Annotated in this window: 25 protein-coding genes; 14 read left to right on the top strand and 11 right to left on the bottom strand. The window is 62.4% G+C overall.

Annotation, left to right across the window (positions count from 1 at the left end; translation table 11 throughout):
* Position 1 precedes the first annotated feature (1 nt).
* The 3 genes from GJ695_RS18735 to GJ695_RS18725 all read left to right on the top strand — a co-directional run bounded on the left by GJ695_RS18735 (position 2) and on the right by GJ695_RS18725 (position 2,462).
* Positions 2-1,474 carry an efflux transporter outer membrane subunit gene (locus GJ695_RS18735; protein ID WP_154367357.1) on the top strand — a complete coding sequence of 491 codons (1,473 nt, stop codon included), beginning with the start codon at positions 2-4 and terminating at the stop codon, positions 1,472-1,474.
* Between the two features lie 108 nt (positions 1,475-1,582).
* On the top strand, positions 1,583-2,026 hold the full coding sequence (locus GJ695_RS18730; RefSeq protein ID WP_154367355.1) for an Rrf2 family transcriptional regulator: 444 nt from the start codon (positions 1,583-1,585) through the stop codon (positions 2,024-2,026).
* 7 nt (positions 2,027-2,033) lie between these two features.
* Positions 2,034-2,462 (top strand): MarR family winged helix-turn-helix transcriptional regulator, encoded by a 429-nt coding sequence (locus GJ695_RS18725; RefSeq protein WP_154367353.1) that lies wholly within the window; start codon positions 2,034-2,036, stop codon positions 2,460-2,462.
* 6 nt (positions 2,463-2,468) lie between these two features.
* Here GJ695_RS18725 and GJ695_RS18720 read toward each other — a convergent pair whose 3' ends face one another.
* Entirely contained in the window at positions 2,469-3,542 is a 1,074-nt protein-coding gene (locus tag GJ695_RS18720; protein ID WP_154367351.1) for an SGNH/GDSL hydrolase family protein, read from the bottom strand.
* A gap of 13 nt (positions 3,543-3,555) precedes the next feature.
* Entirely contained in the window at positions 3,556-4,485 is a 930-nt protein-coding gene (locus tag GJ695_RS18715) for a LysR family transcriptional regulator (RefSeq protein ID WP_154367350.1), read from the bottom strand.
* Between the two features lie 109 nt (positions 4,486-4,594).
* Here GJ695_RS18715 and GJ695_RS18710 point away from each other — a divergent pair, with 109 nt between their 5' ends.
* Positions 4,595-5,350: an SDR family oxidoreductase gene (locus GJ695_RS18710; RefSeq protein WP_154367348.1), complete on the top strand. Its 756-nt coding sequence runs from the start codon at positions 4,595-4,597 to the stop codon at positions 5,348-5,350.
* A 15-nt stretch (positions 5,351-5,365) separates the two neighbouring features.
* Here GJ695_RS18710 and GJ695_RS18705 read toward each other — a convergent pair whose 3' ends face one another.
* A complete protein-coding gene (locus tag GJ695_RS18705) occupies positions 5,366-6,343 on the bottom strand; it encodes a ribonuclease T2 family protein (RefSeq protein WP_154367346.1) in 978 nt (325 codons plus the stop codon).
* Between the two features lie 181 nt (positions 6,344-6,524).
* Here GJ695_RS18705 and GJ695_RS18700 point away from each other — a divergent pair, with 181 nt between their 5' ends.
* Positions 6,525-6,788, top strand: a complete 264-nt coding sequence (locus tag GJ695_RS18700; RefSeq protein ID WP_154367344.1) for a hypothetical protein — start codon at positions 6,525-6,527, stop codon at positions 6,786-6,788.
* Here the strand turns inward: GJ695_RS18700 and GJ695_RS18695 are convergent.
* Positions 6,785-7,654: a LysR family transcriptional regulator gene (locus tag GJ695_RS18695; protein WP_154367342.1), complete on the bottom strand. Its 870-nt coding sequence runs from the start codon at positions 7,652-7,654 to the stop codon at positions 6,785-6,787. The two genes, GJ695_RS18700 and GJ695_RS18695, sit on opposite strands and share 4 nt — an antisense overlap.
* Before the next feature lie 97 nt (positions 7,655-7,751).
* Here GJ695_RS18695 and GJ695_RS18690 point away from each other — a divergent pair, with 97 nt between their 5' ends.
* Together GJ695_RS18690 and GJ695_RS18685 are read left to right on the top strand one after the other, a co-directional pair.
* Positions 7,752-9,152, top strand: coding sequence for an MFS transporter (locus GJ695_RS18690; protein ID WP_154367340.1), 1,401 nt, complete (start codon positions 7,752-7,754; stop codon positions 9,150-9,152).
* Between the two features lie 22 nt (positions 9,153-9,174).
* Entirely contained in the window at positions 9,175-9,405 is a 231-nt protein-coding gene (locus tag GJ695_RS18685) for a tautomerase family protein (RefSeq protein WP_154357918.1), read from the top strand.
* Here GJ695_RS18685 and GJ695_RS18680 read toward each other — a convergent pair.
* Complete coding sequence (locus GJ695_RS18680) at positions 9,402-9,956, bottom strand: CGNR zinc finger domain-containing protein (protein ID WP_229260443.1); 555 nt, start codon at positions 9,954-9,956, stop codon at positions 9,402-9,404. The two genes, GJ695_RS18685 and GJ695_RS18680, sit on opposite strands and share 4 nt — an antisense overlap.
* A gap of 110 nt (positions 9,957-10,066) precedes the next feature.
* Between GJ695_RS18680 and GJ695_RS18675 the strand changes: the two genes are divergently transcribed.
* From GJ695_RS18675 to GJ695_RS18655, 5 genes are all read left to right on the top strand, one after another.
* Positions 10,067-10,948, top strand: coding sequence for an alpha/beta fold hydrolase (locus tag GJ695_RS18675; protein WP_154367336.1), 882 nt, complete (start codon positions 10,067-10,069; stop codon positions 10,946-10,948).
* A 69-nt stretch (positions 10,949-11,017) separates the two neighbouring features.
* On the top strand, positions 11,018-11,293 hold the full coding sequence (locus GJ695_RS18670) for a hypothetical protein (RefSeq protein ID WP_154367334.1): 276 nt from the start codon (positions 11,018-11,020) through the stop codon (positions 11,291-11,293).
* The gene (locus tag GJ695_RS18665) at positions 11,294-12,157 is read left to right on the top strand and encodes an alpha/beta hydrolase (RefSeq protein ID WP_154367332.1); all 864 of its coding nucleotides are present in this window, start codon (positions 11,294-11,296) and stop codon (positions 12,155-12,157) included.
* The gene (locus GJ695_RS18660) at positions 12,154-13,554 is read left to right on the top strand and encodes a serine hydrolase domain-containing protein (RefSeq protein WP_154367330.1); all 1,401 of its coding nucleotides are present in this window, start codon (positions 12,154-12,156) and stop codon (positions 13,552-13,554) included. The genes GJ695_RS18665 and GJ695_RS18660 overlap by 4 nt, the downstream gene beginning before the upstream one ends.
* Before the next feature lie 80 nt (positions 13,555-13,634).
* Positions 13,635-14,804, top strand: a complete 1,170-nt coding sequence (locus GJ695_RS18655; RefSeq protein WP_371866570.1) for a GGDEF domain-containing protein — start codon at positions 13,635-13,637, stop codon at positions 14,802-14,804.
* A gap of 1 nt (position 14,805) precedes the next feature.
* Here GJ695_RS18655 and GJ695_RS18650 read toward each other — a convergent pair whose 3' ends face one another.
* From GJ695_RS18650 to GJ695_RS18640, 3 genes are read right to left on the bottom strand one after another with little or no spacing between them, the layout of a single operon-like run.
* Complete coding sequence (locus GJ695_RS18650; protein WP_154367328.1) at positions 14,806-15,426, bottom strand: DsbA family protein; 621 nt, start codon at positions 15,424-15,426, stop codon at positions 14,806-14,808.
* Positions 15,423-15,629 carry a tautomerase family protein gene (locus tag GJ695_RS18645; protein WP_154367326.1) on the bottom strand — a complete coding sequence of 69 codons (207 nt, stop codon included), beginning with the start codon at positions 15,627-15,629 and terminating at the stop codon, positions 15,423-15,425. The genes GJ695_RS18650 and GJ695_RS18645 overlap by 4 nt, the downstream gene beginning before the upstream one ends.
* A 17-nt stretch (positions 15,630-15,646) precedes the next feature.
* Entirely contained in the window at positions 15,647-16,381 is a 735-nt protein-coding gene (locus GJ695_RS18640) for an SDR family NAD(P)-dependent oxidoreductase (protein ID WP_154367324.1), read from the bottom strand.
* A 109-nt stretch (positions 16,382-16,490) separates the two neighbouring features.
* On the opposite strand from GJ695_RS18640, the gene GJ695_RS18635 reads away from it, so the two are divergent.
* A complete protein-coding gene (locus tag GJ695_RS18635; protein ID WP_154367322.1) occupies positions 16,491-17,399 on the top strand; it encodes a LysR family transcriptional regulator in 909 nt (302 codons plus the stop codon).
* Between the two features lie 117 nt (positions 17,400-17,516).
* A complete protein-coding gene (locus tag GJ695_RS18630) occupies positions 17,517-18,824 on the top strand; it encodes a sugar MFS transporter (RefSeq protein WP_154367320.1) in 1,308 nt (435 codons plus the stop codon).
* A gap of 206 nt (positions 18,825-19,030) precedes the next feature.
* Here GJ695_RS18630 and GJ695_RS18625 read toward each other — a convergent pair whose 3' ends face one another.
* The 3 genes from GJ695_RS18625 to GJ695_RS18620 all read right to left on the bottom strand — a co-directional run bounded on the left by GJ695_RS18625 (position 19,031) and on the right by GJ695_RS18620 (position 20,693).
* Complete coding sequence (locus tag GJ695_RS18625) at positions 19,031-19,630, bottom strand: hypothetical protein (protein ID WP_154367317.1); 600 nt, start codon at positions 19,628-19,630, stop codon at positions 19,031-19,033.
* Between the two features lie 51 nt (positions 19,631-19,681).
* Positions 19,682-20,017: an immunity protein Imm33 domain-containing protein gene (locus GJ695_RS30680; RefSeq protein WP_443090091.1), complete on the bottom strand. Its 336-nt coding sequence runs from the start codon at positions 20,015-20,017 to the stop codon at positions 19,682-19,684.
* A gap of 139 nt (positions 20,018-20,156) precedes the next feature.
* The gene (locus tag GJ695_RS18620; protein ID WP_371866569.1) at positions 20,157-20,693 is read right to left on the bottom strand and encodes a leucine-rich repeat domain-containing protein; all 537 of its coding nucleotides are present in this window, start codon (positions 20,691-20,693) and stop codon (positions 20,157-20,159) included.
* Positions 20,694-20,762 lie beyond the last annotated feature (69 nt).

Genomic DNA, 20,762 nt, shown 5'->3' with positions numbered 1-20,762 from the left:
TATGAAGACCACCATCACAGTCAGCGCATTGCTGGCGGCACTGCTGCTGAGCGCCTGCGCCGCGCCGGAATTCAAACAGCCGGTCATCGACATCCCTGTGGCCTACAAGGAAGCGGCGGTGCAGACCGCCGCCGACGGCAGCCAGTGGAAGCAGGCGCAGGCCGCCGAAGCGCAGCCGCGCGGCGCCTGGTGGCTGGCCTTCAACGACAGCGCGCTTAATGCGCTGATCGATGAAGCCACCCGCAACAACGCCAACCTGGCGGTGGCGGCGGCCCGCGTCAAGCAGGCGCGCGCCATTGCCGGCATCGCCGAAGCCGATCGCGTGCCGCAAGTCGGCGTGGCGGTCGGCGCGCAGCGCGGCCGCTCGTCGCCGACGGAACTGGGGCTGCCGGCCGGCACGCCGGTGGCGCCGCAGACCACCTACGCGGCGCACCTGACGGCCAGCTACGAAGTCGATCTGTTCGGCCGCGTGTCGTCCAACGTGGCCGCCGCACGCGGCGACGCCGCCACGGTGGAAGCCAACTACCGCTCGGTGCTGCTGGCCTTGCAGGCCGACGTGGCGCAGACCTATTTCCGCCTGCGCGCCACCGACGCTGAACTGGAAACGCTGGCGCGTACCGTGCAAACGCGCGAGGAAAACGTCCAGATCAACCAGCGCCGCTTCGACCTCGGCGACATCGGCGAATTCGATCTGTCGCGCGCACGCACCGAGTTGTCGACCACGCGCGCCGACGCCATTGGCCTGCAACGCCAGCGCGCCACCACCGAGCATGCGCTGGCGGTCCTGCTGGGCAAGCCGGCAGCCAGCTTCACGGCCGGTGCCAGTCCCCTGCTCGACAGCGCGCTGATGCCGGCGATTCCGGCCGGCCTGCCCTCCACGCTGCTGGAACGCCGCCCCGACATCGCCGCCGCCCAGCGCACCATGGAAGCGTCCAACGCCCGCATCGGCGTGGCGCGCGCGGCGATGTTCCCGGCGCTGAACCTGAGCGCGGCCGGCGGCGGCGTGGCCGGCGCCTTCCCCGACGTGTTCAAGATGACAGGCCGTTCGTGGCTGCTCGGCGCCCTGCTGTCGGCGCCATTGATCGACGGCGGCCGCAACCGCGCCAACGTCACCCGCAGCGAAGCGGCGCTGGAAGAATCGGTGGCGGCTTATCGCCAGAGCGTGCTGGTGGCGTTCTCGGAGGTGGAGGACAATCTGGCCGGCCTGCGCATCCTGGCCGGCCAGACCGCGCAGATCGACGACGCCGTGGTGTCGGCGCGCCGCTCGGCCGACCTGGCGCGCAAGCTGTACGACGCCGGCCGCACCAGTTACCTGGAACTGCTGGATGCGCAGCGCAACCTGGCGGCGGTGGAACGCAGCGCCGTGCAGTTGCGCGGGAACCGCGCCATCACCACCGTCGCACTGGTGCGCGCGCTGGGCGGCGGCTGGGACGCGCCGGCCACCAGCCAGCCCGCCACGCTGGCCAGCCGCTGACGCCACCGGACCGCCGCAGCGTTACAGCGTTGCGGCGGATCAGCGCACGCCTCCCGTGTGCCTGCGGTACACTGGAGGCTGCGCACGCATCATGTTGGAAGCTTTGCCATGTCATTGAAAAACGTACAATTCACCGTCGCCGCCCACGTGGCCGCCGTCCTCGGCGACCGCTACGGCGAATACGTCACTTCGGCCATCCTGGCCGGCAGCGTGCATGCGGAAGCGACCTTCGTACGCCGCTCGATCGCCAAACTGACCAGGGCCGGCATTGTCATCGCCACGCGCGGCAAGCACGGCGCCTGCACGCTGGCGCGTCCGCCGGCCGAGATCACCCTGCTCGACATCTACCGCGCCAGCGAAGCACCGGCCACCTTCGCCATCCACGGTTATCCGGTGCAGCCGGCCTGCGTCATCAGCCGCCAGATCAAACACACGATGCATGCGGTGCTGGACGACGCCCAATCCGGCTTTGAAGCGCGCCTGGCCGACCGCACGCTGGCCGACCTGATCGGCGACATCCGCCGCCACGACGGCAACGCCATCGCCGCCTGAGGACACCATGAGCGACCATCTCAACGTACCATTCTGTAATAGCCTGGCGCTACGCCAGGCGGCGCGCGCGGTGTCGTCCATGTACGACCGCCACCTGGCGCCGAGCGGCCTGACCAACTCGCAGTTCAGCATTCTCACCGCCGTCCACCACCAGCCGGGCGTCGACATGGTGACGCTGGCCGAGCAAATGGTGATGGACCGTACCAGCCTGGTACGCGCGATCCAGCCGCTGACACGCGACGGCTATCTGCAACAGCAGCCCGATCCCGCTTCGCCGCGCAAGCTGGTGCTGTCGCTGACCGCCACCGGCCAGGCCAAATATCAGGAAGCGCATGTCTACTGGAGCGCGGCGCAGGCCGAATTCGAGGCCGGCATCGGCGCACCGCAGGCCGCCACGCTGCGCCGGCAACTGGCAGGCGTCAGCCAGAACCGCTGACGCGCCTTACCAGCCCGCCTTCTGGCGGATAAACGCCGTCAGCAGCGCCGCATTGGCCTGATGCTGCTTGACGCGCGGATGGCCGCCAAAGCCGGTCCACGGGAAGACGATGGTGTCGATGCGCCGGTCGCCCAGATCGCGCATCTGATCCACGGCCGTGCGCACATAGCCCGGCCATTTCGAACCCTCCTGCACCGCATCCATGCTGCCCAGCGCGCAAACAATGTAAGCATTCGGATACAGCGCGCGGATCTTCTGCACAAAGATGCGATAAGCCTGGATGCGCTGGGCGTCATCCGGCATCGGCGTCAGGCGCTTTTCGCGGTCGATCAGCCAGCGGTCGTTCTGGAACAGGTTGATGACCACCACCTCCGGCGTCCACGCGCTGAAGTCCCATTGCGTATCGTTGTTGCCGACGGCACTGAGCTGGTCGTAAAAGTCCGGCATGGTGAACGGGAACCAGCTGATCATCACGCCGATGCCGCTCTGCGATGTGATATGCGCTTCCGCATCCAGCGCGCGCGCCGTGATCGAGGCGTAGGACATGAAGTTGTTCTTGTCCTTCAGCAGATGATCGGGTCCGTCGTCCGGCGACTCGTTGCCCATGCCGCTGGTGATGGAGTCGCCGAAGAATTCAATATGCCGCTGCTTGCGCGCCGGAGGCGCAAGCAATGCGCCGCCGTCCGCCAGTTCCAGGCCCTGAAAGAAGGTGCCGCCCTCCTCGCCTTCGGTGCGCTTGGTGATGAGGAAGCGGTGCGCGCCCGGCGCCAGGCCGCTGGCGACGGGATAGCTCTTGCTGCCCTGCGCCGCCTCGATCACCACCGGCTTGGCCAGGTCGCCGTCGATGAACACGTTGAAGAAGTTCTTGCCTTGCTGGTCGTCCAGCTTGACGGCCAGGCTGGCGCCGGTGAAGTTTCCTTCGATGCTGGTGCCGGGCCAGGACAGCATGGGCCGCAGGCGGTTGGCAAAGTCGATACGGCCGGTGTACTGCAATTGCGCGTTGTCCGGCTGGATCGCCACGCCGGCCAACGCCTGCCCGGCCGCCAGCAGCAGCGCCAGGAATGCTGACTTCAACTTCATCGCTACGTCTCCTCTATTTTTGGCTGAACCGCTGCGCATGGCCGGCGGCGCGGAATTCCTCGATCATGAAATCGACAAACACCCGCACCTTGGCCGGCACCAGCTTGCGGCTTGAATAGTATATCGACAGCGGCCGCGTCTCGGCATACCACTCGGGCAGCACCCGCACCAGTTCTCCGCTGGCCAGCAGCGGCAAGGCGTGCGGCAGCGGCAGCATGGCGATGCCCATGCCGCCGGCCGCCGCACGGGCGATGGCTTCCGGATCGTCCATCACCGCCACCGGCCGCACGCTGGCCACCACTTCCTGTCCGGCGGCGGTCTTCAGGGTCCACGCCACCAGACGGCCGGTGGCCAGCGAACGGCGCAGCAGGCCGCGATGACGCGCCAGTTCCTGCGGCTGCGTCGGCGCCGGATGCGCTTTCAGATAGGCCGGCGACGCCGCCAGAACGATGTGCACCTGCGCCAGCTCGCGCGCGATCAGCGCGTCGGTCAGCTCGATGCCGCCGCCGATGGCAACGTCGAAGCCCTCGGCGATCAGATCCACCTGCCGGTTATCGAAGTGCAGGTCGGGCACCACGTCCGGATAGCGGCGCGAAAACTCGCCCAGCAGCGGCACGAAGTAATTGCGGCCCACGGTATGCGCCAGCGACACCTTCAGTGTGCCGGCCGGTTTGCCGGCGCCCTGGCTCAAATCGGTGAGCGCGTCGCCGATCTCGCTCCACGGCAGCCGCACCTGCGCGTACAGGCGCTCGCCGTCGGTGGTCAGGGCCAGGCTGCGGGTGCTGCGCTGGAACAGGCGCACGCCCAGCCGCAGTTCCAGCCGGTTGACGCTCTTGCTGACGGCGGCCGGCGTCAGCCCCAGGCGGCGTGCGGCGGCGGAGAAACTGCCCTCGTCGGCGGAGGCGATAAAGGCGTCGAGATAGCTGCTAAGTTCAGTAAACATGCGTTCATCTTATACCAATGGTTGAAACTGTAAAGATAATTTCATGACTACCGCGATCAAGTGACGAAGACCATACTGTGTTCATCAACCAACCGAAAGGAAACAAATCATGAACACGAATACCACTACCAAACTTGCAGGTAAAGTCGCTTTCATCAACGGCGGTTCGCGCGGCATCGGTGCCGCCACGGCACGCCGCCTGGCCAGCGAAGGCGCTAAAGTCGCCGTCGGTTACGCTGCGTCGGCCATCGCCGCCGAAGCACTGGTGGAAGAAATCAAGGCCGCCGGCGGCGAAGCTGTCGCCATCAAGGCCGACGCATCCGATGCTGTCGCCCTGACCAAAGCCATCGACAGCGTGGCGGAACGCTTCGGCCGCCTGGACATCCTGGTCAACAGCGCCGGCGTGCTGCTGCTGGGCCCAACCGACCAGTTCTCGCTGGAAGACTTCGACCGCACCATCGCCGTCAACGTGCGCGCCGTGTTCGTGGCCTCGCAAGCCGCCGCCAAACACATGACCGACGGTGGCCGCATCATCAACATCGGCAGCACCAATGCGCAGCGCATGCCGTTCGAAGGCGGCGCAGCTTACGCGATGAGCAAATCGGCGCTGGTCGGCCTGGTCAAAGGCATGGCGCGCGACTTCGGCAGCCGTAACATCACGGTCAACAACGTCGCGCCTGGCCCGATCGACACCGACATGAATCCGGCCGAAAGCGATTTCGCCACCGGCCTGCATGGTCTGATGGCCCTGAAACGCCACGGCAAAGCGGAAGAAGTGGCGGCCATGGTGTCCTACCTGGCCGGTCCGGAAGCTGGTTTCGTCACCGGCGCCGACCTGCTGATCGACGGCGGCTTCGCAGCGTAATTCTGCGGTCTAAGCCTAGTCCTTGCCGGCTGCTTCGACGTAGATTTCGTCGGCGCAGCCGACAGCGCGACTGCCCGCCGGCTTGGCGTTCGCCACCAGCTGCGGCAGTTCGCGGTCGGTGGCGAAGTCCAGCGCCAGCGACACCCGGATCTCCTGCAGGTATTTATGCTGCGTGCAGACCAGGGTGATGGTGTTGGCCACCTTGTCGCCGTAGCGCGCCTTGATCTTGTCGAAGAAGTCGCTCACGCGGATGCTCTTACCGGTATTTCCCAGCACGATCTTGCCCACTTCCGACTCATTCACCACCCGCACCGCCGACACGGCCTTGATGAAGTATTCATCCGGAGGCAGCGACTGGCATTTGCCATGCTTGTTCCACTCGTAAGCGCCGAAGGTGCGCTCATAGAAGAAGTTGGGCATCCACGGCGAAATTTTCTCGATGGTGTCCTTGCTCAACGCGAACGGCTGGCCGCTGCAACTGCCATACTGCGTGCCGCATTCCTTCTTGTTCGGCCACAGGCCGTGCAGGCTCAAAGTCTTGGCTTCCAGCGCGCCGCTGTTCATGGCGTCGCATTCAGGCTTCTTGCCGTTGTACTTGGTGTGTTCGCAGAAGCCGGGCTGCCAGGTGATGGCCAGCACATAGCTGTCCTGCTGGTTCGGCGCCGAGCACACTGCGCCGCTGGCGCCTTCCGGCAGGCGGTTGGCCTGCTGGTCCTGCAGCTCCGGCTTGCCGCATTCACGCTGCACCCAGCGCAGCGACGGTTGCGCGCCGGGCACCTCGACGCGCAACCAGTCGTAATCGACCTTGTTGATTTCGCGGACGGTGTAGGATGTACCGGCGCTGACCTTGACGTCGCCGGGATTGGTGCGCTTGGCGAAGGAGGAAAAAGCCTCGCAGCTCTTAGTGGCGGCAAAGCTGCCGCTGGCCGATTCACTGGCGCTGGCTTCCAGCGCGAAAAAGGCCAGCAGTGCGACTGCGATATAACGACGCATGGAATCTCCCCGGTTTGATCTGTGGCGGAATTTTACCGGAGCGGCTGGCTCAGCGGCTGAAAATCCGCCATTTGCCATAGACGGGCAGTTGTCCTACAAAGCTGATGCAAGCACGCTTATAGGGCACGGTCTCAGGAGTGGCTAAGATGACAAATCAAGCCATCCAACAGGAGGAACTACCATGAAACAGCTTCATCTGACCGGCAAGCTTGCTTGTGCATTGATCATTACCGCCGCCTTCATCAGCGGTTGCAAGAAAAAAGACGCGGACGTGCCGCCACCAGTGCCGGAAGCAACGCCGGCGCCGGCAGTAACTCCAGCGCCAGCTACTCCACCAGCAACTGAAGGTACGCCAGCCGCCCAGCCAGATCCAAACGCGCCACCGGCAGCCACCACGCCGCCAGCCACCACCGAACCACCACCAGCACCGCCAGCCAACCGCTAAACGGTTTTTGGACCAAACGCCGCCGCGAACGCATCGCGAGCGGCGTGCTGGACGATGTCGCGCCGCCAGATCAGCATGGTCTGGACGCGTGCGACATCGTCCGGCAGTGCGTGCACGCGCACGGATTTGGCCAGTTCGCGCTGCTTCAACACTTCCCTTGGCATCATCGCCACACCCATACCGGCCGCCACGCAGCCGATAATCGCCTCGAACGTCCCGAATTCCGCAATCCGCGCCGGCGACACGCCGCCTTCCGCAAACCAGCGTTCCAGCCGGCGCCGGTACGAACAGCCGCTTCTGAAACCCAGCAGCGTGCGCCGCGCCACGTCGGCCGGCGACTTGACCGGGCCGTGCAGGCTGTCGGTCAGCAACACCAGTTCCTCGTCAAACACCGGCAGCTGCATCAGCTCGGGCCGCTCGATGGGCGCGGCCACCAGCGCCACGTCCACGCGATGGTTCAGAACCGCCTGCACCAGGTAATCGGTGGGGCCGGTATCGAGCACCAGGTCGACCTGCGGATACTGGCTGTGAAACTGTCCCAGCACCAGCGGCAGGCGCGCGGCCGCCGTGGTTTCCATCGAGCCGATACGCAACTGGCCGGATGGCTGGCGGTCGCCGCGCATGGCTTCCTGCGCTTCGTCCGCCAGTTGCAGCAGGCGTTCGGTGTAGGCCAGCAGACGCGCGCCCTCCTCGGTAATCAGCATGCGCCGGCCGGAGCGGTGGAACAGGCTGACGCCCAGCGACTCCTCCAGCTGGGTCAGCCGCGCGGACACGTTGGATTGCACGCGGTTGAGCCGCGCGGCGGCTTGCGTCACGCCGCCCTCCTCGGCGACGGTTTTAAAGATGCGCAGGGATGAAAGTTCCATGTCGTTCTCAATTAAAGAATTATTCATTCAGTATAATTCATTTTTCATGATGCACAATCAGGACTATATTGGCAGCATCGACATTTGGAGCACTGCCATGAAAACCGAATCCGCGCCGTCACTGGCGATCCTGCTGGCTTGCAGCTTCGCCTTCATCATCGTCCAGCTGGACGTCACCATCGTCAATGTCGCCCTGCCGGAAATCGGCCGCGAATTGCAGGCCGGAGTCAGCCAGCTGCAATGGGTGGTCGATGCCTACACGCTCGGCTTTGCCGTGTTCCTGCTGTCGGCGGGCGCCATGGGCGACCGTTTCGGTTCGCGCAGCGTGTTCCTGGCCGGCTTTGCATTGTTCACTATCGCCTCGCTGGCCTGCGCCATGGCGCAGGATGCCTTGACGCTCAACGTCGCCCGCGCCGTGCAAGGCATCGGCGCCGCGCTGCTGGTGCCGAGTTCGCTCGCCATCCTCAACGCCGTCTACGCGCATGACCGCAAGATGCTGGCCAAGGCCATCGCCTGGTGGACGGCGGCCGGCGGCGTATCGATCGCGGCCGGGCCGGTGCTGGGCGGCGTGCTGATGTCGGCCTTCGGCTGGCGCAGCATCTTCTGGGTGAATATTCCCATCTGCGTGATCGGCTTCTGGCTGACTCTGCGCGTGGTGCCGGTGCTGCGCCATAACGGTCCGGCGCGCCACTTCGACATTCCCGGCCAGCTGCTTGCGGTGGCTGCCTTGACGGCCTTTATCGGCGCCGTGATCGAAGTCCATGCGCTGGGCTGGACCCATGCCGCCGTGCTGGCCGCTTTCGCCGTGGCGGTGATTGCCGCCGCGCTGTTCCTGCGCGTTGAACGCCGCAGCGCCGCGCCCATGCTGCCGCTGCAATTGTTCAAACTGACGGGCTTTACGCCGGCCGTGCTGTTTGGCGTGTTCGTCAACTTCGCCTACTACGGCGTGATCTTCGTGCTGAGTTTCTACCTGCAACAGGTGCGCGGCTTTTCGGTGCTGCATGCCGGGCTGATCTTCCTGCCGCTGACCGGAACCTTCCTGTTTGCGAATATCACCAGCGGCTGGCTGCAGGCGCGGGTCGGCTCGCGCCTGCCGATGATTATCGGCGGCCTGATCGGCGGCACCGGTTATGCGCTGCTGGGCCTGTTCGGCATTTCGGAAACGGCCAGTTTCTGGGCCATGCTGCCGGGCCTGACGCTGATTCCGGCCGGCATGGGGCTGGCGGTGCCGGCCATGACCACCGCGATTCTGGCCTCGGTCGAGCGCCATCAGGCCGGCACTGCGTCGGCGGTATTGAACACGGCGCGCCAGGTCGGCGGCGCCATGGGCGTGGCGGTGTATGGCGCGCTGGTGGCGGCGCCGGCCGCGGCTGCTATCCTAGCGGGTATCCAGGCCGCGATGGCCGTCTCGACAGCCCTGCTGCTGGGCGGCGCGCTGCTGGCTGTGTACGGGATTGCGGCGCATGCCGCGCCGGCCGCCGCCAAGCCGGTCAACTGATTTTTAACCAGGGAGTATAGCTATGCCATTCGTCAACATCCGCATCACCAATGAAGGCGCGACCGCCGAGCAAAAGCAGGAACTGATTCAGGGCGTGACCGACCTGCTGCAAAAGGTGCTGAACAAGAATCCGGCCACCACCTTCGTCATCATCGACGAAGTGGAAACCGACAACTGGGGCGTCGGCGGCACCGCCGTCACCACGCTGCGCAAGCGCGCGGCGGAAGCGGCTGCGGCCAAGTCCTCTTCCTAAGCTTCTTTCTGTTGGCGCTGCCGGAACGACGCAACCTTGTTGCGGTTCCCGCACTGCGCCATGCTGCACCAGCGGCGGCGATGCGACTTGGTCTGGTCATGGAACCACAGCACGCATTCGCTGTCTTCGCACTTGCGCACCAGCGTGAAGTCGACCGTCACCAGCAGGCTGGCGGCGGCTTCGGCCAACGGCGCCAGCAGCGCCTGCGGCGTTGCGGTCGCATAGTGCGGACGCAGCTGCAAACCATCCTCCTCCGCCAGCACCATATGGCGCTGCGCGTGCGCCATTGCCGCGTTCAGCGCTTTCACCTGTAGCGGCTTCCCCGCCTTTTTGTCCAGCACCAGCGTGCGCACCACCTCGCGCAGCGCGCGGCCGGCTTCCAGCAGCCCGGATGGCGCGTGGGCCTTGGCCGGCGCCAGTTGCTGGGCTTGCAGCCAGCGCAGCACGTCTGCATCGGACTGCCAGGTGTCGATGGCGGCGCCGTCCTGCACCATCACCGTGTTCATCAGATCAAGGGCGGGATGATCGCCGTAGAAAGTTGGAGTGTTCATGGATTTCATTGTAACCACTAAAAATACACTTGACAAGTTACATTGCCACACTTACGATGAAACCACTTAATTACGTTTTTAACGGTTACAACAACTTCCAGGAGAAAACCATGTCGCAGCCAACCAACCTCACCCGTGCCTCTTTCCACACCGTTGAAGCCGACGGCGTCAACGTGTTCTATCGCGAAGCCGGCCCTGCCGACGCGCCGGTGCTTCTGCTGCTGCACGGCTTTCCCTCTTCCTCGCATATGTACCGCAACCTGATTCCGCTGTTGGCCACCAAATACCGCGTGATCGCGCCGGACCTGCCAGGCTTCGGCTTCACCACCGTGCCGGCCGAACGCAACTATGTCTACACCTTCGACAACCTGACCGCGACCCTGGAAGCCTTTGTGCAGAAGCTCAAACTGAGCAAATATGCGCTGTACATCTTCGACTACGGCGCGCCAACCGGCCTGCGCCTGGCCGCCGCTCATCCTGAACGCGTGACGGCGCTGATCTCGCAAAACGGCAATGCCTATCTGGAAGGCTTGGGCGACGCCTGGGCGCAAACCCGCAAATACTGGGCCGAGCCGACACAGGAAAACCGCAACGCCATGCGCGATTTCCTGACGCTGGACGCAACCAAATGGCAATACGTGAACGGCGTGGCCAATCCGGATAGCGTGGCGCCCGAGTCATATCATCTGGACGCAGCGCTGCTGGAACGTCCGGGCAACAAGGATATCCAGCTGGACCTGATCCTGGACTACGCCAACAACCTGACGCAATATCCGTCGTTCCAGAAATTTTTCCGCGACACCAAGCTGCCAACCCTGGTCATCTGGGGCAAGAACGACGTGTTCTTCATCCCGGCCGGCGCTGAAGCGTTCAAACGCGACAATCCAAACGCCGTCGTGAAAATGCTCGACACCGGCCACTTCGCCGTCGAAACCCACGTCGACGAAATCGCCGCCGAGATCCACACGCTGCTGGCCCGCGCCCTCGCCTGACCTCCCGCACCGGCTGGCACATCCGTCAGCCGGTGCTACACTGGCGCTTTCCGTTCTTATGGATTTAACATGATCGGGTTACGCCGTGTTGCGTTGCTGAGCTCCATCCTGCCCATGGCCAACCGCCCCGACAGCAAGCTCATCGGGCAAATCACCGCCACCCTGAACGGCTGCGCACCGCTGAAGCTGCCCGAGGAATGCGCCCCGCCGGCAAGCTGGAATCTGGAATTGCGCAACGGCCGCCGACCTAGAAAGCCGCAGCCACAACTGCCCAAAACCGGCTACGTCCCAACGCGCGGCAAGGACGGCGCGCACGTCGGACTGTTTTATCCCAAAGGCTGCTGAATGACCAAATCTTCCCGCATGATCAGCTACGCGGCGCTGATCTTCGTCGTGGGCGTTGCAGCGCTTTGGCTGATCGGTTCATCGCTGATTGGGGTCCAACCGCGACCAGTGCCGATGGACGACTTGAATGCGGAGGCCATCACGCTACGCTCCGCGCCAGACCAACTGGTCGCCGGCAGTTATCTGGCCGGCCAGGGACGCGGCGCGATCCTGCTGCTGCATGGCATACGCGCCGACCGGCGGCAGATGGCGCAGCGCGCCCGCTTCTTCCATCAGCAGGGTTATTCCGTGCTGCTGATCGATCTGCCGGGCCAGGGCGCCAGCACCGCCAGCGCCGTCACCTTCGGCCTGCGCGAGGGTGACGGCGTGCGCGAAGCCTTGGCCGAACTGCGCCGCCGCGCGCCCGGACAGCGCATCGGCGTGATTGGCGTATCGCTCGGCGCCGCCTCCATGGTGCTGTGCCGCGATTGCGGCCACGTGGATGCCGTGGTGTTGGAATCGATGTATCCCACCATCACAGAAGCGGTGGCGAATCGCCTGAGAATGCGCATCGGCATGCTCGGCGCGCCGATGTCCGAGCTGCTGCTTGTGCAGTTGCCGCTACGCCTGGGCATCAGCAAAGACCAGCTATGCCCTATCGATCATCTGCACTCCCTGAATGCGCCAGTAATGATCATCTCCGGCAGCGCCGACCAGCACACCACGCTGGCGGAAACGCAGCGCCTGTTCGCGGCCAGCGCTGAGCCGAAGGAATTATGGATCGTCCCCGGCGCCGCGCACGTCGACCTGCACGCCTATGCAACTACCGAATACGAACAGCGCGTGGGCACCTTCATGGCACACAACCTCACGGGTAATCAATGAAAATCAGTGTTAACGCAATCCGCTACACTCTCGCGCTTGTCGCCACCCTGCCGCTAGCTGCATCAGCCCAACTTGCGCCGGACACCCTACGCGCGATCGACGCCATCGTCACGAAGGCGCTGCAGGACAACGCGGCGCCGAGCGCATCGATCGCCATTGTCAAGGACGGCAAGCTAGCCTACGCACAGGCGTACGGCCTGGCAAGCATCGATCCCGCGCGCAAGGCCACGCCGCAGATGCGCTACAAGATCGGCTCGAACACCAAGCAATTCGTGGCGGCGGCAATGCTGCTGCTGGTGGAAGACGGCAAACTGTCGCTCGACGACAAGATAGCGCGCTTCCTGCCCGACCTGACGCGGGCGAACGACATCACGGTGCGCCAAGTGCTGGCACACACCGCCGGCTATCAGGACTATTACCCGCTTGATTACCTGGCGCCGTTCATGGCAAAGCCGACCACGGTTGACGCCATCCTCGCCAACTGGGGCAAACAGCCGCTCAGCTTCGAACCCGGTTCTAAATGGGAATACAGCAATACCGGCTACGCCATCGCCGGCCGCATTGTCGAAAAGGTCAGCGGTAAATCGCTGGACGCCTTCATCCGCAGCCGGATCACCGACAGACTGGACATGCGCTCCGTGGTCGATACCAGCGCCACTGCGTGGAGCGCCGACGACCCGCAAGGCTATGAAGCAGCGGCGCTTGGTCCATTGCGCCCAGCCGGCGCGGAAGGCCAGTATTGGGTCTGGGCCGCCGGCAACCTGGCGATGACCGCCAGCGATCTGGCCCGCTGGGACATCGCGCTGATGCACGACACCATCCTCAAGGCCAAATCGCGCAAAACGATGGCGACGGAAAATCTGCTGAGCAGCGGCACCGGCACCAATTACGGCCTCGGACTGTTTGTGCGCACGACGCCGGAAGGACGCTTGCGCTGGGATCACGGCGGCGAAGTCACCGGCTTCCGTTCGCAAAACACCTTGTTCCCGAATGACGACACAGCCATTGTCGTGCTCACCAACGGCGGCGGCAGTACCAGCGATCAAGTCACCGGCGAGATCGAAGCGCTGCTATTCGCGCCAGCCGCCGACCCGGCCGCGCCAGTCGCGCTGAACAAAACACGCACCTTGTTTGTCCAACTGCAAGCCGGTACACCCGACCGCAGCATGATGAGCGAAGGCCTGAACGCCTATTTCAGCGCACAGGTCATTGAAGACTTCGCCACCTCGCTCAAGCCCTTGGGCGAGGTGCAAAGCATCGTCGAGCTGCGCGCAAACAGTCGCGGCGGTCTCACCGCCCGCCTGTTTCGCGTAAAGACCGCAGGCAGGACAATCCGGGTATCAACTTACTTCACGCCGGACGGCAAGCTGGATCAGTTCATCGTCTATCCGCGTTGATAACTACCGGCACAAAATTCAGATGATTCCAAATAGTTGAGATAATACGCAACTCAGGAATTATTTTGAAAGCGTAGTAAGTGTTTAGAATCGACATCTCTTCCCTGTTCATCGCCATGACGATCAATCTGTCGATCATGGCGGTGGCGCTGCCGTATTTTATGGGCCGGGTCAACCGCGCCGCGCGCTATGCGCAAGCCGGGATCGTGCTGCAAACGGCGGGCTGGATTTTCCTGCTGTCGTCGAGCACCTTTCCACGCGGCGACTGGGCCGACCACCTGCTGTCGACGCTCGCCATGGCCAGCGTTTCCAGCGGCATGGTAGGTAATGCCATTGCCTTCGAACTGTGGTACGGCCGCAAACCGAACGCGCGCGCGCCGGCCGCCATCGCCGTGGTGATGACCATCGGCTACTGCATCGGTTTTTCCGACTACGCGTTCCGCACCGGCTGGGCCAACGGCCTGCTGGCCTTGCAGATCGCCACAGTGATCGTGAGCCTGTGCCGCGCGCCACAAGTCACCGTTGGGCGCTGGCGTTGGCTGCTGGTGATCTGCCTGTCGATCCAGATGGTGGTGATGGTCTGTCGCGCCGTGCTCGGCGCGTTCTACACCGCCGAGTTTCCGAATTTCTATGCGCCGCACGTGATCAATCAGGTGTTTGCCTTGTCGTCCAACGCGATGATGGTGTTATCCGTAGTGACCATCCTGCTGGCACACCGCGACGAGGCAGCCCGCGAACTGGAACGGCTGGCCACGCTGGACGGTCTCACCGGCGCCTTGAACCGCCGCGCCTGGCTGCTTCAGTCCGGCATCGACTTGGCCAACAGCGTGCGCTACCGACAGCCGTTAGGTGTGTTGCTGCTTGACCTGGACCATTTCAAGCAAATTAACGATACCCACGGCCACGGCGTTGGCGACCACGCGCTGCAAATGTTCGTCAGTGGCTTGCGCGCAGTCAGCCGCGTCGGCGACCTGTTCTGCCGTTACGGCGGCGAGGAATTTTGTGTGTTGCTCAACTGTGCCGACCTCGACGCGGTGACGGCTTACGACGAACGCCTGCGCCAATGGCTGATTCAGCACTCGGTCCAGGAGCTGGGCTTCGGACTGTCGTACAGCGGCGGCATCGCCATGCGCAGCCACGATGCCGACACCATCGAAATGATGCTGCAACGCGCCGACGTCGCCTTGTACCAGGCCAAGGCGCAGGGACGCGGCCGCACGCTTGACAGCGCACAGCCGCTCACCGCATAAGTCAGGCCGCCTTTACCTGAAGCAGCCGCTGATGTAACTGCTCCACCTGTGCGTAGCCGCCGCTGACTTCGACAACGCCGTCACCAGTTTCGAGCAGCAAGGCCGGGAAGCTGCGCACGCCCAACGCGCGGGCGCGGACAAAATCCGCCTTGGTCTGCACGATGGTGTCGGCGTCCTGCCACATGCGCAGTACCGTTTCCGTATCCATCTGCAAGTGCACGGCCAGCACGCCAGCCAGTACCCGGCCATCGGTGGTATCCAGCCCATCGACATAGAAAGCGTGCTGCAAGGCGCGGAACACGCTCAGCAGATCAGCCTGCGGCGCCAGCTTGCGCGCCGCCACCACCGCGCGGCACACAGGCTCGGTGTCGTAGACGAAGTTCTCGCGCGCCATCAGCGCAGCCCGGTTAAACGGCAGGCCGCTCTGCGCCTCCACACGCGCCCAATGCCCCAGTCGGAATTCCTTGCCCGTCTGGTCGAGCACATCGGTGGCGCCAGCGCGTACACCGCCGACGATGATCTCCAGATCCAGCTCCGGGTGCATGGCCATCAGCTCGGTCATTTCCTTGCCGAAGCCATAGCACCACGAGCACATGGGATCGCCCACATACAGCAACTTCATTTGCGCTCCTGCTTGCGCACCGACGTGATGTTCTGGCGGTTGACGCCCCAGTTATCCGTCTCCACTTCATCGATGATGACGAAGGTGGTGGCTGGATTTTTGTTCAGCACGCGTTGCAGCAGATCGGTCGCGCCTTCGATCAGCTCCTGCTTCTGCGCGGCCGTCACGCCCTCATTGGTGACGCGGATATTTACGTATGGCATGGTGATCCTCGCTTGATTTACCAGGTGCCGGCGCTGCCGCCGCCATCGACCGGCAGAATAGTGCCAGTGGTGAAGTTGGATTCGGTCAGGTACAGCACGGCGTCGACCACATCCTGCGTCACGCCGGTGGTGCCGGTTGGCGCCAGCGTGCGGAAGAACGATTGCGTGGCTTCATCGGTGCTGTGCATCGGCGTGGCGATGATGCCCGGCGCCACCGCATTGACCTTGACGTTGGATGCCGCCAGCTCGATCGCCAGCGCCCGCGTGGCGTTGTTCAGGCCACCCTTGATCAGCACCGGCAGCAGCGCCGACACCTTCACGTTCGGCTGCATCGCAATGCTGGCGGTGATGTTGACGATGTGGCCGGACTTGTTGGCGCTCATGTGCGCGGCCGCCTGCTGCGTCGGATAGAACACGCCTTTCAGGTTGGTGTTCAGTTGGTCGTCCAGGTCTTGCTCGGTGTAGTCGGTGACCGGCTTGGCGATGAAAATGCCGGCGTTGTTGATGAGGATGTCGACCTTGCCGAATGCTTCCACGGCGCGATCGAACAGCGCCTTGGCGGTGGCCGGCTTGGCGATATCGCCTGGCACCAGCACGAAGTTGGACGGATTGCCCAGCTTGTCCGCCGCTTCCTTCAGGCGTTCGATGGTGCGCGCATTGCCCACCACGTTGTAGCCGCGTTGCAGATAAGCCTGTGCAACGGCAAAGCCGATGCCGCTCGATGCGCCGGTAACGATGACTGTCTTGCTCATGATGATTTCCTTTCAGGGTTGGTGTGAGCAAACTATATTCTTGCGCCAAACCTTGATAAAGACCTTGAAAAGCAAGACAATTGATACCTCATGTAATCAATCAACCGCCATGAAACGCCAATTCGATGATGTGCTGTTGGGCAGCATAGAACTGTTCTGTCTGGCCGCCGAGCTGTCCAGCTTCACGGCAGCCGCCACCGCAGCCGGCGTCACGCCGGCCGCCGTCAGCCGCTCCGTCTCGCGGCTGGAGGAACGACTGGGTGTGCGATTGTTCGTGCGAACCACGCGCCAGATCCGCCTGACCGACGGCGGCCGCGTCTATTTCGAACAATGCCGGCAGGCGCTATCGCAGCTGACCGAAGCCGAACGGCAGATCACCGGCGCCCAGGTCCAGCCGTCCGGCCCGCTGCGCATCAGCGCGCCGACGCCCTATGCGCATTACCGCCTGCTGCCGCTGCTGGGCGAATTCCGCCGCACTTACCCGGAAGTGACCATCGACATCCACGTCAGCAATCGCAATATCGACTTTGCCGACGAAGGCTACGACCTGGCGATCCGTGGCCGCGCGCCGGCCGATTCCAACCTGATCGCCCGCAAGCTGGAGGATGCCGAACTGGTGCTGGTGGCCTCCCCCGCCTACCTGAAACGCGCCGGCACGCCGGCCTCGCTGGACGACCTGAGCCGGCACGAATGCATCCAGTTCGACCTGCCGAGCACCGGCAAGCGCATTCCCTGGCCATTCATGCAGGACGGCGTCGCCATCGATGTGGTCACTGAAGGCGGATTATGTTGCTCGGAAGACGTGCTGGGCATCGTCACTCTGGCCCGCAGCGGCGCCGGCGTGGTTCAGACCTACCGCTTCATCGTCGAACAGGATCTGGCCAGCGGCGCGCTGGTCGAGCTGCTGCCCCAGCATGGCGGCACCTCACGGCCATTTATCCTGCTGTATCCGCACGCGCGCCACCTGTCGCTGCGGGTACGGACCTTTGTCGACTTCATTGTGGGGAAATTTGCATAGATTTACTATCGTGTTGCCAGCTATATGCAAAAGTTATTGATCTTGGTTTTTTTGGCATTGGAGATCATACGTGCGCTGCTATAGCATAGAAGGTTAAGAAAACTTCTAGAGACACTCATGCCCGCTCCACTTTCCACCGCCACCAGTTCCGTTGCGACGCAGCCGAACGCGACCAGTTCCCGCGCCGTTTTGTCACTGCTGACCAGCCTGTTCTTCACCTGGGGCTTCATCACCGTGATCAACAACACGCTGCTGCCGCACCTGCGCAGCGTGTTCGACCTGAACTACACCCAGACCACGCTGATCGAATCGGTCTGGTTCATCGCCTATTTCTTCGCCTCGATTCCGTCGGCGCGGCTGATCGAGCGGGTGGGCTACCAGAAATCGATGGTGATCGGCCTGGGCATGATGTCGGTCGGCGCCCTGCTGATGATCCCGGCTGCACGCCTGCCGTCCTACGGCGTCACCCTGTGCGCGCTGTTCGTGATTGCCTGCGGCATCACCTTGCTGCAAGTGTCGGCCAATCCCTACGTTGCCGTGCTCGGCTCGCCGGAAACCGCCTCCTCGCGTCTGAATCTGGTGCAGGCGTTCAATTCGCTGGGTGCGACGCTGGCGCCGCTGTTCGGCGCCTACCTGATTCTGGGCCGTTCCGCTTCCGGCACCGCCGAAGCCGGCCACGTGCTGACCCAGGCTGAAAAACTGGCCGACGCGCAGGCCGTGCAGTTGCCTTACCTGATCGTGGCTGGCGTGCTGGTGATTCTGGCGCTGATCATCTCCCGCTTCCCGATGCCGAAGATGCACCACGGCGCCACCAGCCGCGTGTCGGACGCCGAGCGCGAAAAACTGTCGCTGTGGAAGCACCGCAACCTGGTGTTCGGCATCCCGGCCATCTTCATCTACCTGATCGCAGAAATCGGCGTGGCCAACCTGTTCATCAACTTCACCGGCCAGCCGGAAATTGGCGGCCTGAGCCACGAGCAAGGCGCGCACTACCTGTTCCTGCTGTGGGGCGGCATGCTGGTCGGCCGCTTCATCGGCGCCTGGGCGATGAACAAAACCACCGCCGAGCGTGTGCTGGCCTTCTGCTCGATTGGCGCCTTCATCGTCATGATGATCGCCGCGCTGGGCACCGGCAGCCTCGCCATGTGGGCGCTGATTTCGGTCGGCCTGTTCCACTCGGTGATGTTCCCGACCATCTTCACGCTGGGCATCAAGGGCCTGGGCCCGATGACCGAAGAAGGCGCCGGTCTGCTGATCATGGCGATCGCCGGCGGCGCGCTGGTGGTGGTGCAAGGCTGGCTGGCCGACACTGTCGGCCTGCAACTGTCGTTCCTGCTGACCGCCGCATGCGAACTGTACGTACTGTTCTACGCCGTCTGGGGCTCGAAAACCACCAACGCCTTCCCGGACGAAAAAGCAGGCTAAGCAGCCCGCCGCGCCCACGCAGTGCCCGCCTCGCGCGGGCATTTTTTTGCTCAGCGCCAACCTCATAATTCGCCACCACGACCTCAACAGCGCATGCTGGCGGACTGACAGCTCGCCCTTAACTTGGGTGTTGGTTAGTGAAATGCGCGAGCGCAATGGCCCCCCTTCGCCCCGTTGCAGACATTCGCATTCACTATCGATTGCTCTCACTTTTCACGATCCCCATATCGAATATTAATCTCATGGCGAAGCGTTATACGAGCATTGGCACTTGCTTTAGAGATAGTGTCCAATAAATCAACGGTCTGCCCGTGGCAGTCCTTTAGAGTAATTCCAGGTATTGGAGTTTTTCTAGTGTCGAAAATGGGAAATTTCACTTGTGGGTCTTTACCGTCGTACCATTCCTTGATAAAAGTAGACGTTTGGCTACAGTAATCAAACTCTGCAAGACCATGCTCCACCAGAAGTAAAACTCGGCCACGTCTATCAAAAATTATCGCAGCAGTACCCGGCCACCCTGCATTGGACAGCCCCACAAATGCCTCGCCATTTGGCGAAGGATAAAACGAGTCAAAGGCAGCATCGCTTAATTGAAGTAGAAGTCGTTTTTTATCGTAGACCTGTACCTTGAACTCTGGCGACATGGGGTCTCTCATCGAGTTGAACGACTGCACGATAGTGATGTCACCAAATTTAAACTTCCTCTCATTCTTGGTCCGCACCATCGGAGGCATATCCGCAAAGGCGTCCATTGTCATTGCAAGGCCCAAGAGTATAAAAATTAAACATGCCGCAATTGATTTCACTGAGGTTCCTTTTCTTCAAAGCTTATGTCCGTTCCTGGCCGCGATGAGTCGTCATCCGTGTTTCAGCAATTCGCCGTCAAACCATACATCCCCATAGCCTGGTGCGAGCAAGACGCGCCATCCAGGAGGCAATGCCAAGTACGGGAGAATGCTCGGACAATACTCTCCCAAGTGGGCTACATGAAGCGGTTGGTAAAAGTCTGCATCGTCTGAATACTCGCCACCGTAAATATACCAGCCACATGTACCATTTTCAGGGCGTAGGCGGACCGCATGCAGCGGCACATTGCCAAGCGAGTTAAGCGCAATTCCTACTTTCTGGTCAAGCTCCGGTGGCAAGCACTCTACGTCGAAGCGCTGGCAAATATCATGGTGTCCAGTTGGCATGTCTACCTAAGTCAGTTGTGTGATGCCTATGTCTGCTGCTGGCCGAACCCGGCCGACTGCGTTCAGGATAGCAGCTTGCTTATCTGTAAAACTTACGAATTCCCACATCGAGATGACACCCTCCATAGTACTGTGCCGATTAGCAAAACGAAGGTTCGGGGTTGAACTTATTGATGACTTTCGCTCCAGAAAAGAACCGCTCGATTTCTGCCTTAGGGTAATTTGAAATACGAGCCGTTCGGAGATTCTTGCATCGCTCGAGCGGTGCGAGTGATTGGTCTAGCGAACAGATGCCCAAAAGTTCCAGATAGGCTAGCTCTGGGATCGCCGTCAGTGGTTCAAGCGACTGAATGGTGGTTGTCTTCCTTGACGCGTCCCAACTGGGCAGCGTCGCCAACGATAACGACTTAAGATGCACTAGTTTGGCTAGTGGACGGATATCGAAAATCTGCGGCATATGAAGTACGTGCAGGACGCGCAGTTTTTCAAGCTTAGAGAAAAATTCGAACGAATCATCAGGAAAGCCAGCGATTACCAACTCTTCCAAGTTGCTCAATTCGGCCAGAGGAAAGAGGCTCTTATATTTGCAATGCCATACCCTCGCACTGAGTACAGATTCAGGTTCAGCAACTATAGGGAAAGCGCGAGAAAGGTCGCGAATCAATTCTAGGTGCACTCTAGATAGCTCCATCCGTTTTCATCGAATAATCACTGGTTGCGGAACGTCAGCTTTTGGCCGTAGTCA

The organism is Duganella alba, from assembly GCF_009674495.1.
Classification (GTDB): domain Bacteria; phylum Pseudomonadota; class Gammaproteobacteria; order Burkholderiales; family Burkholderiaceae_D; genus Rugamonas; species Rugamonas alba.
The sequence above is the reverse complement of the archived record's forward strand: the minus strand, read 5'-3'. Positions and strand labels throughout refer to the sequence as shown.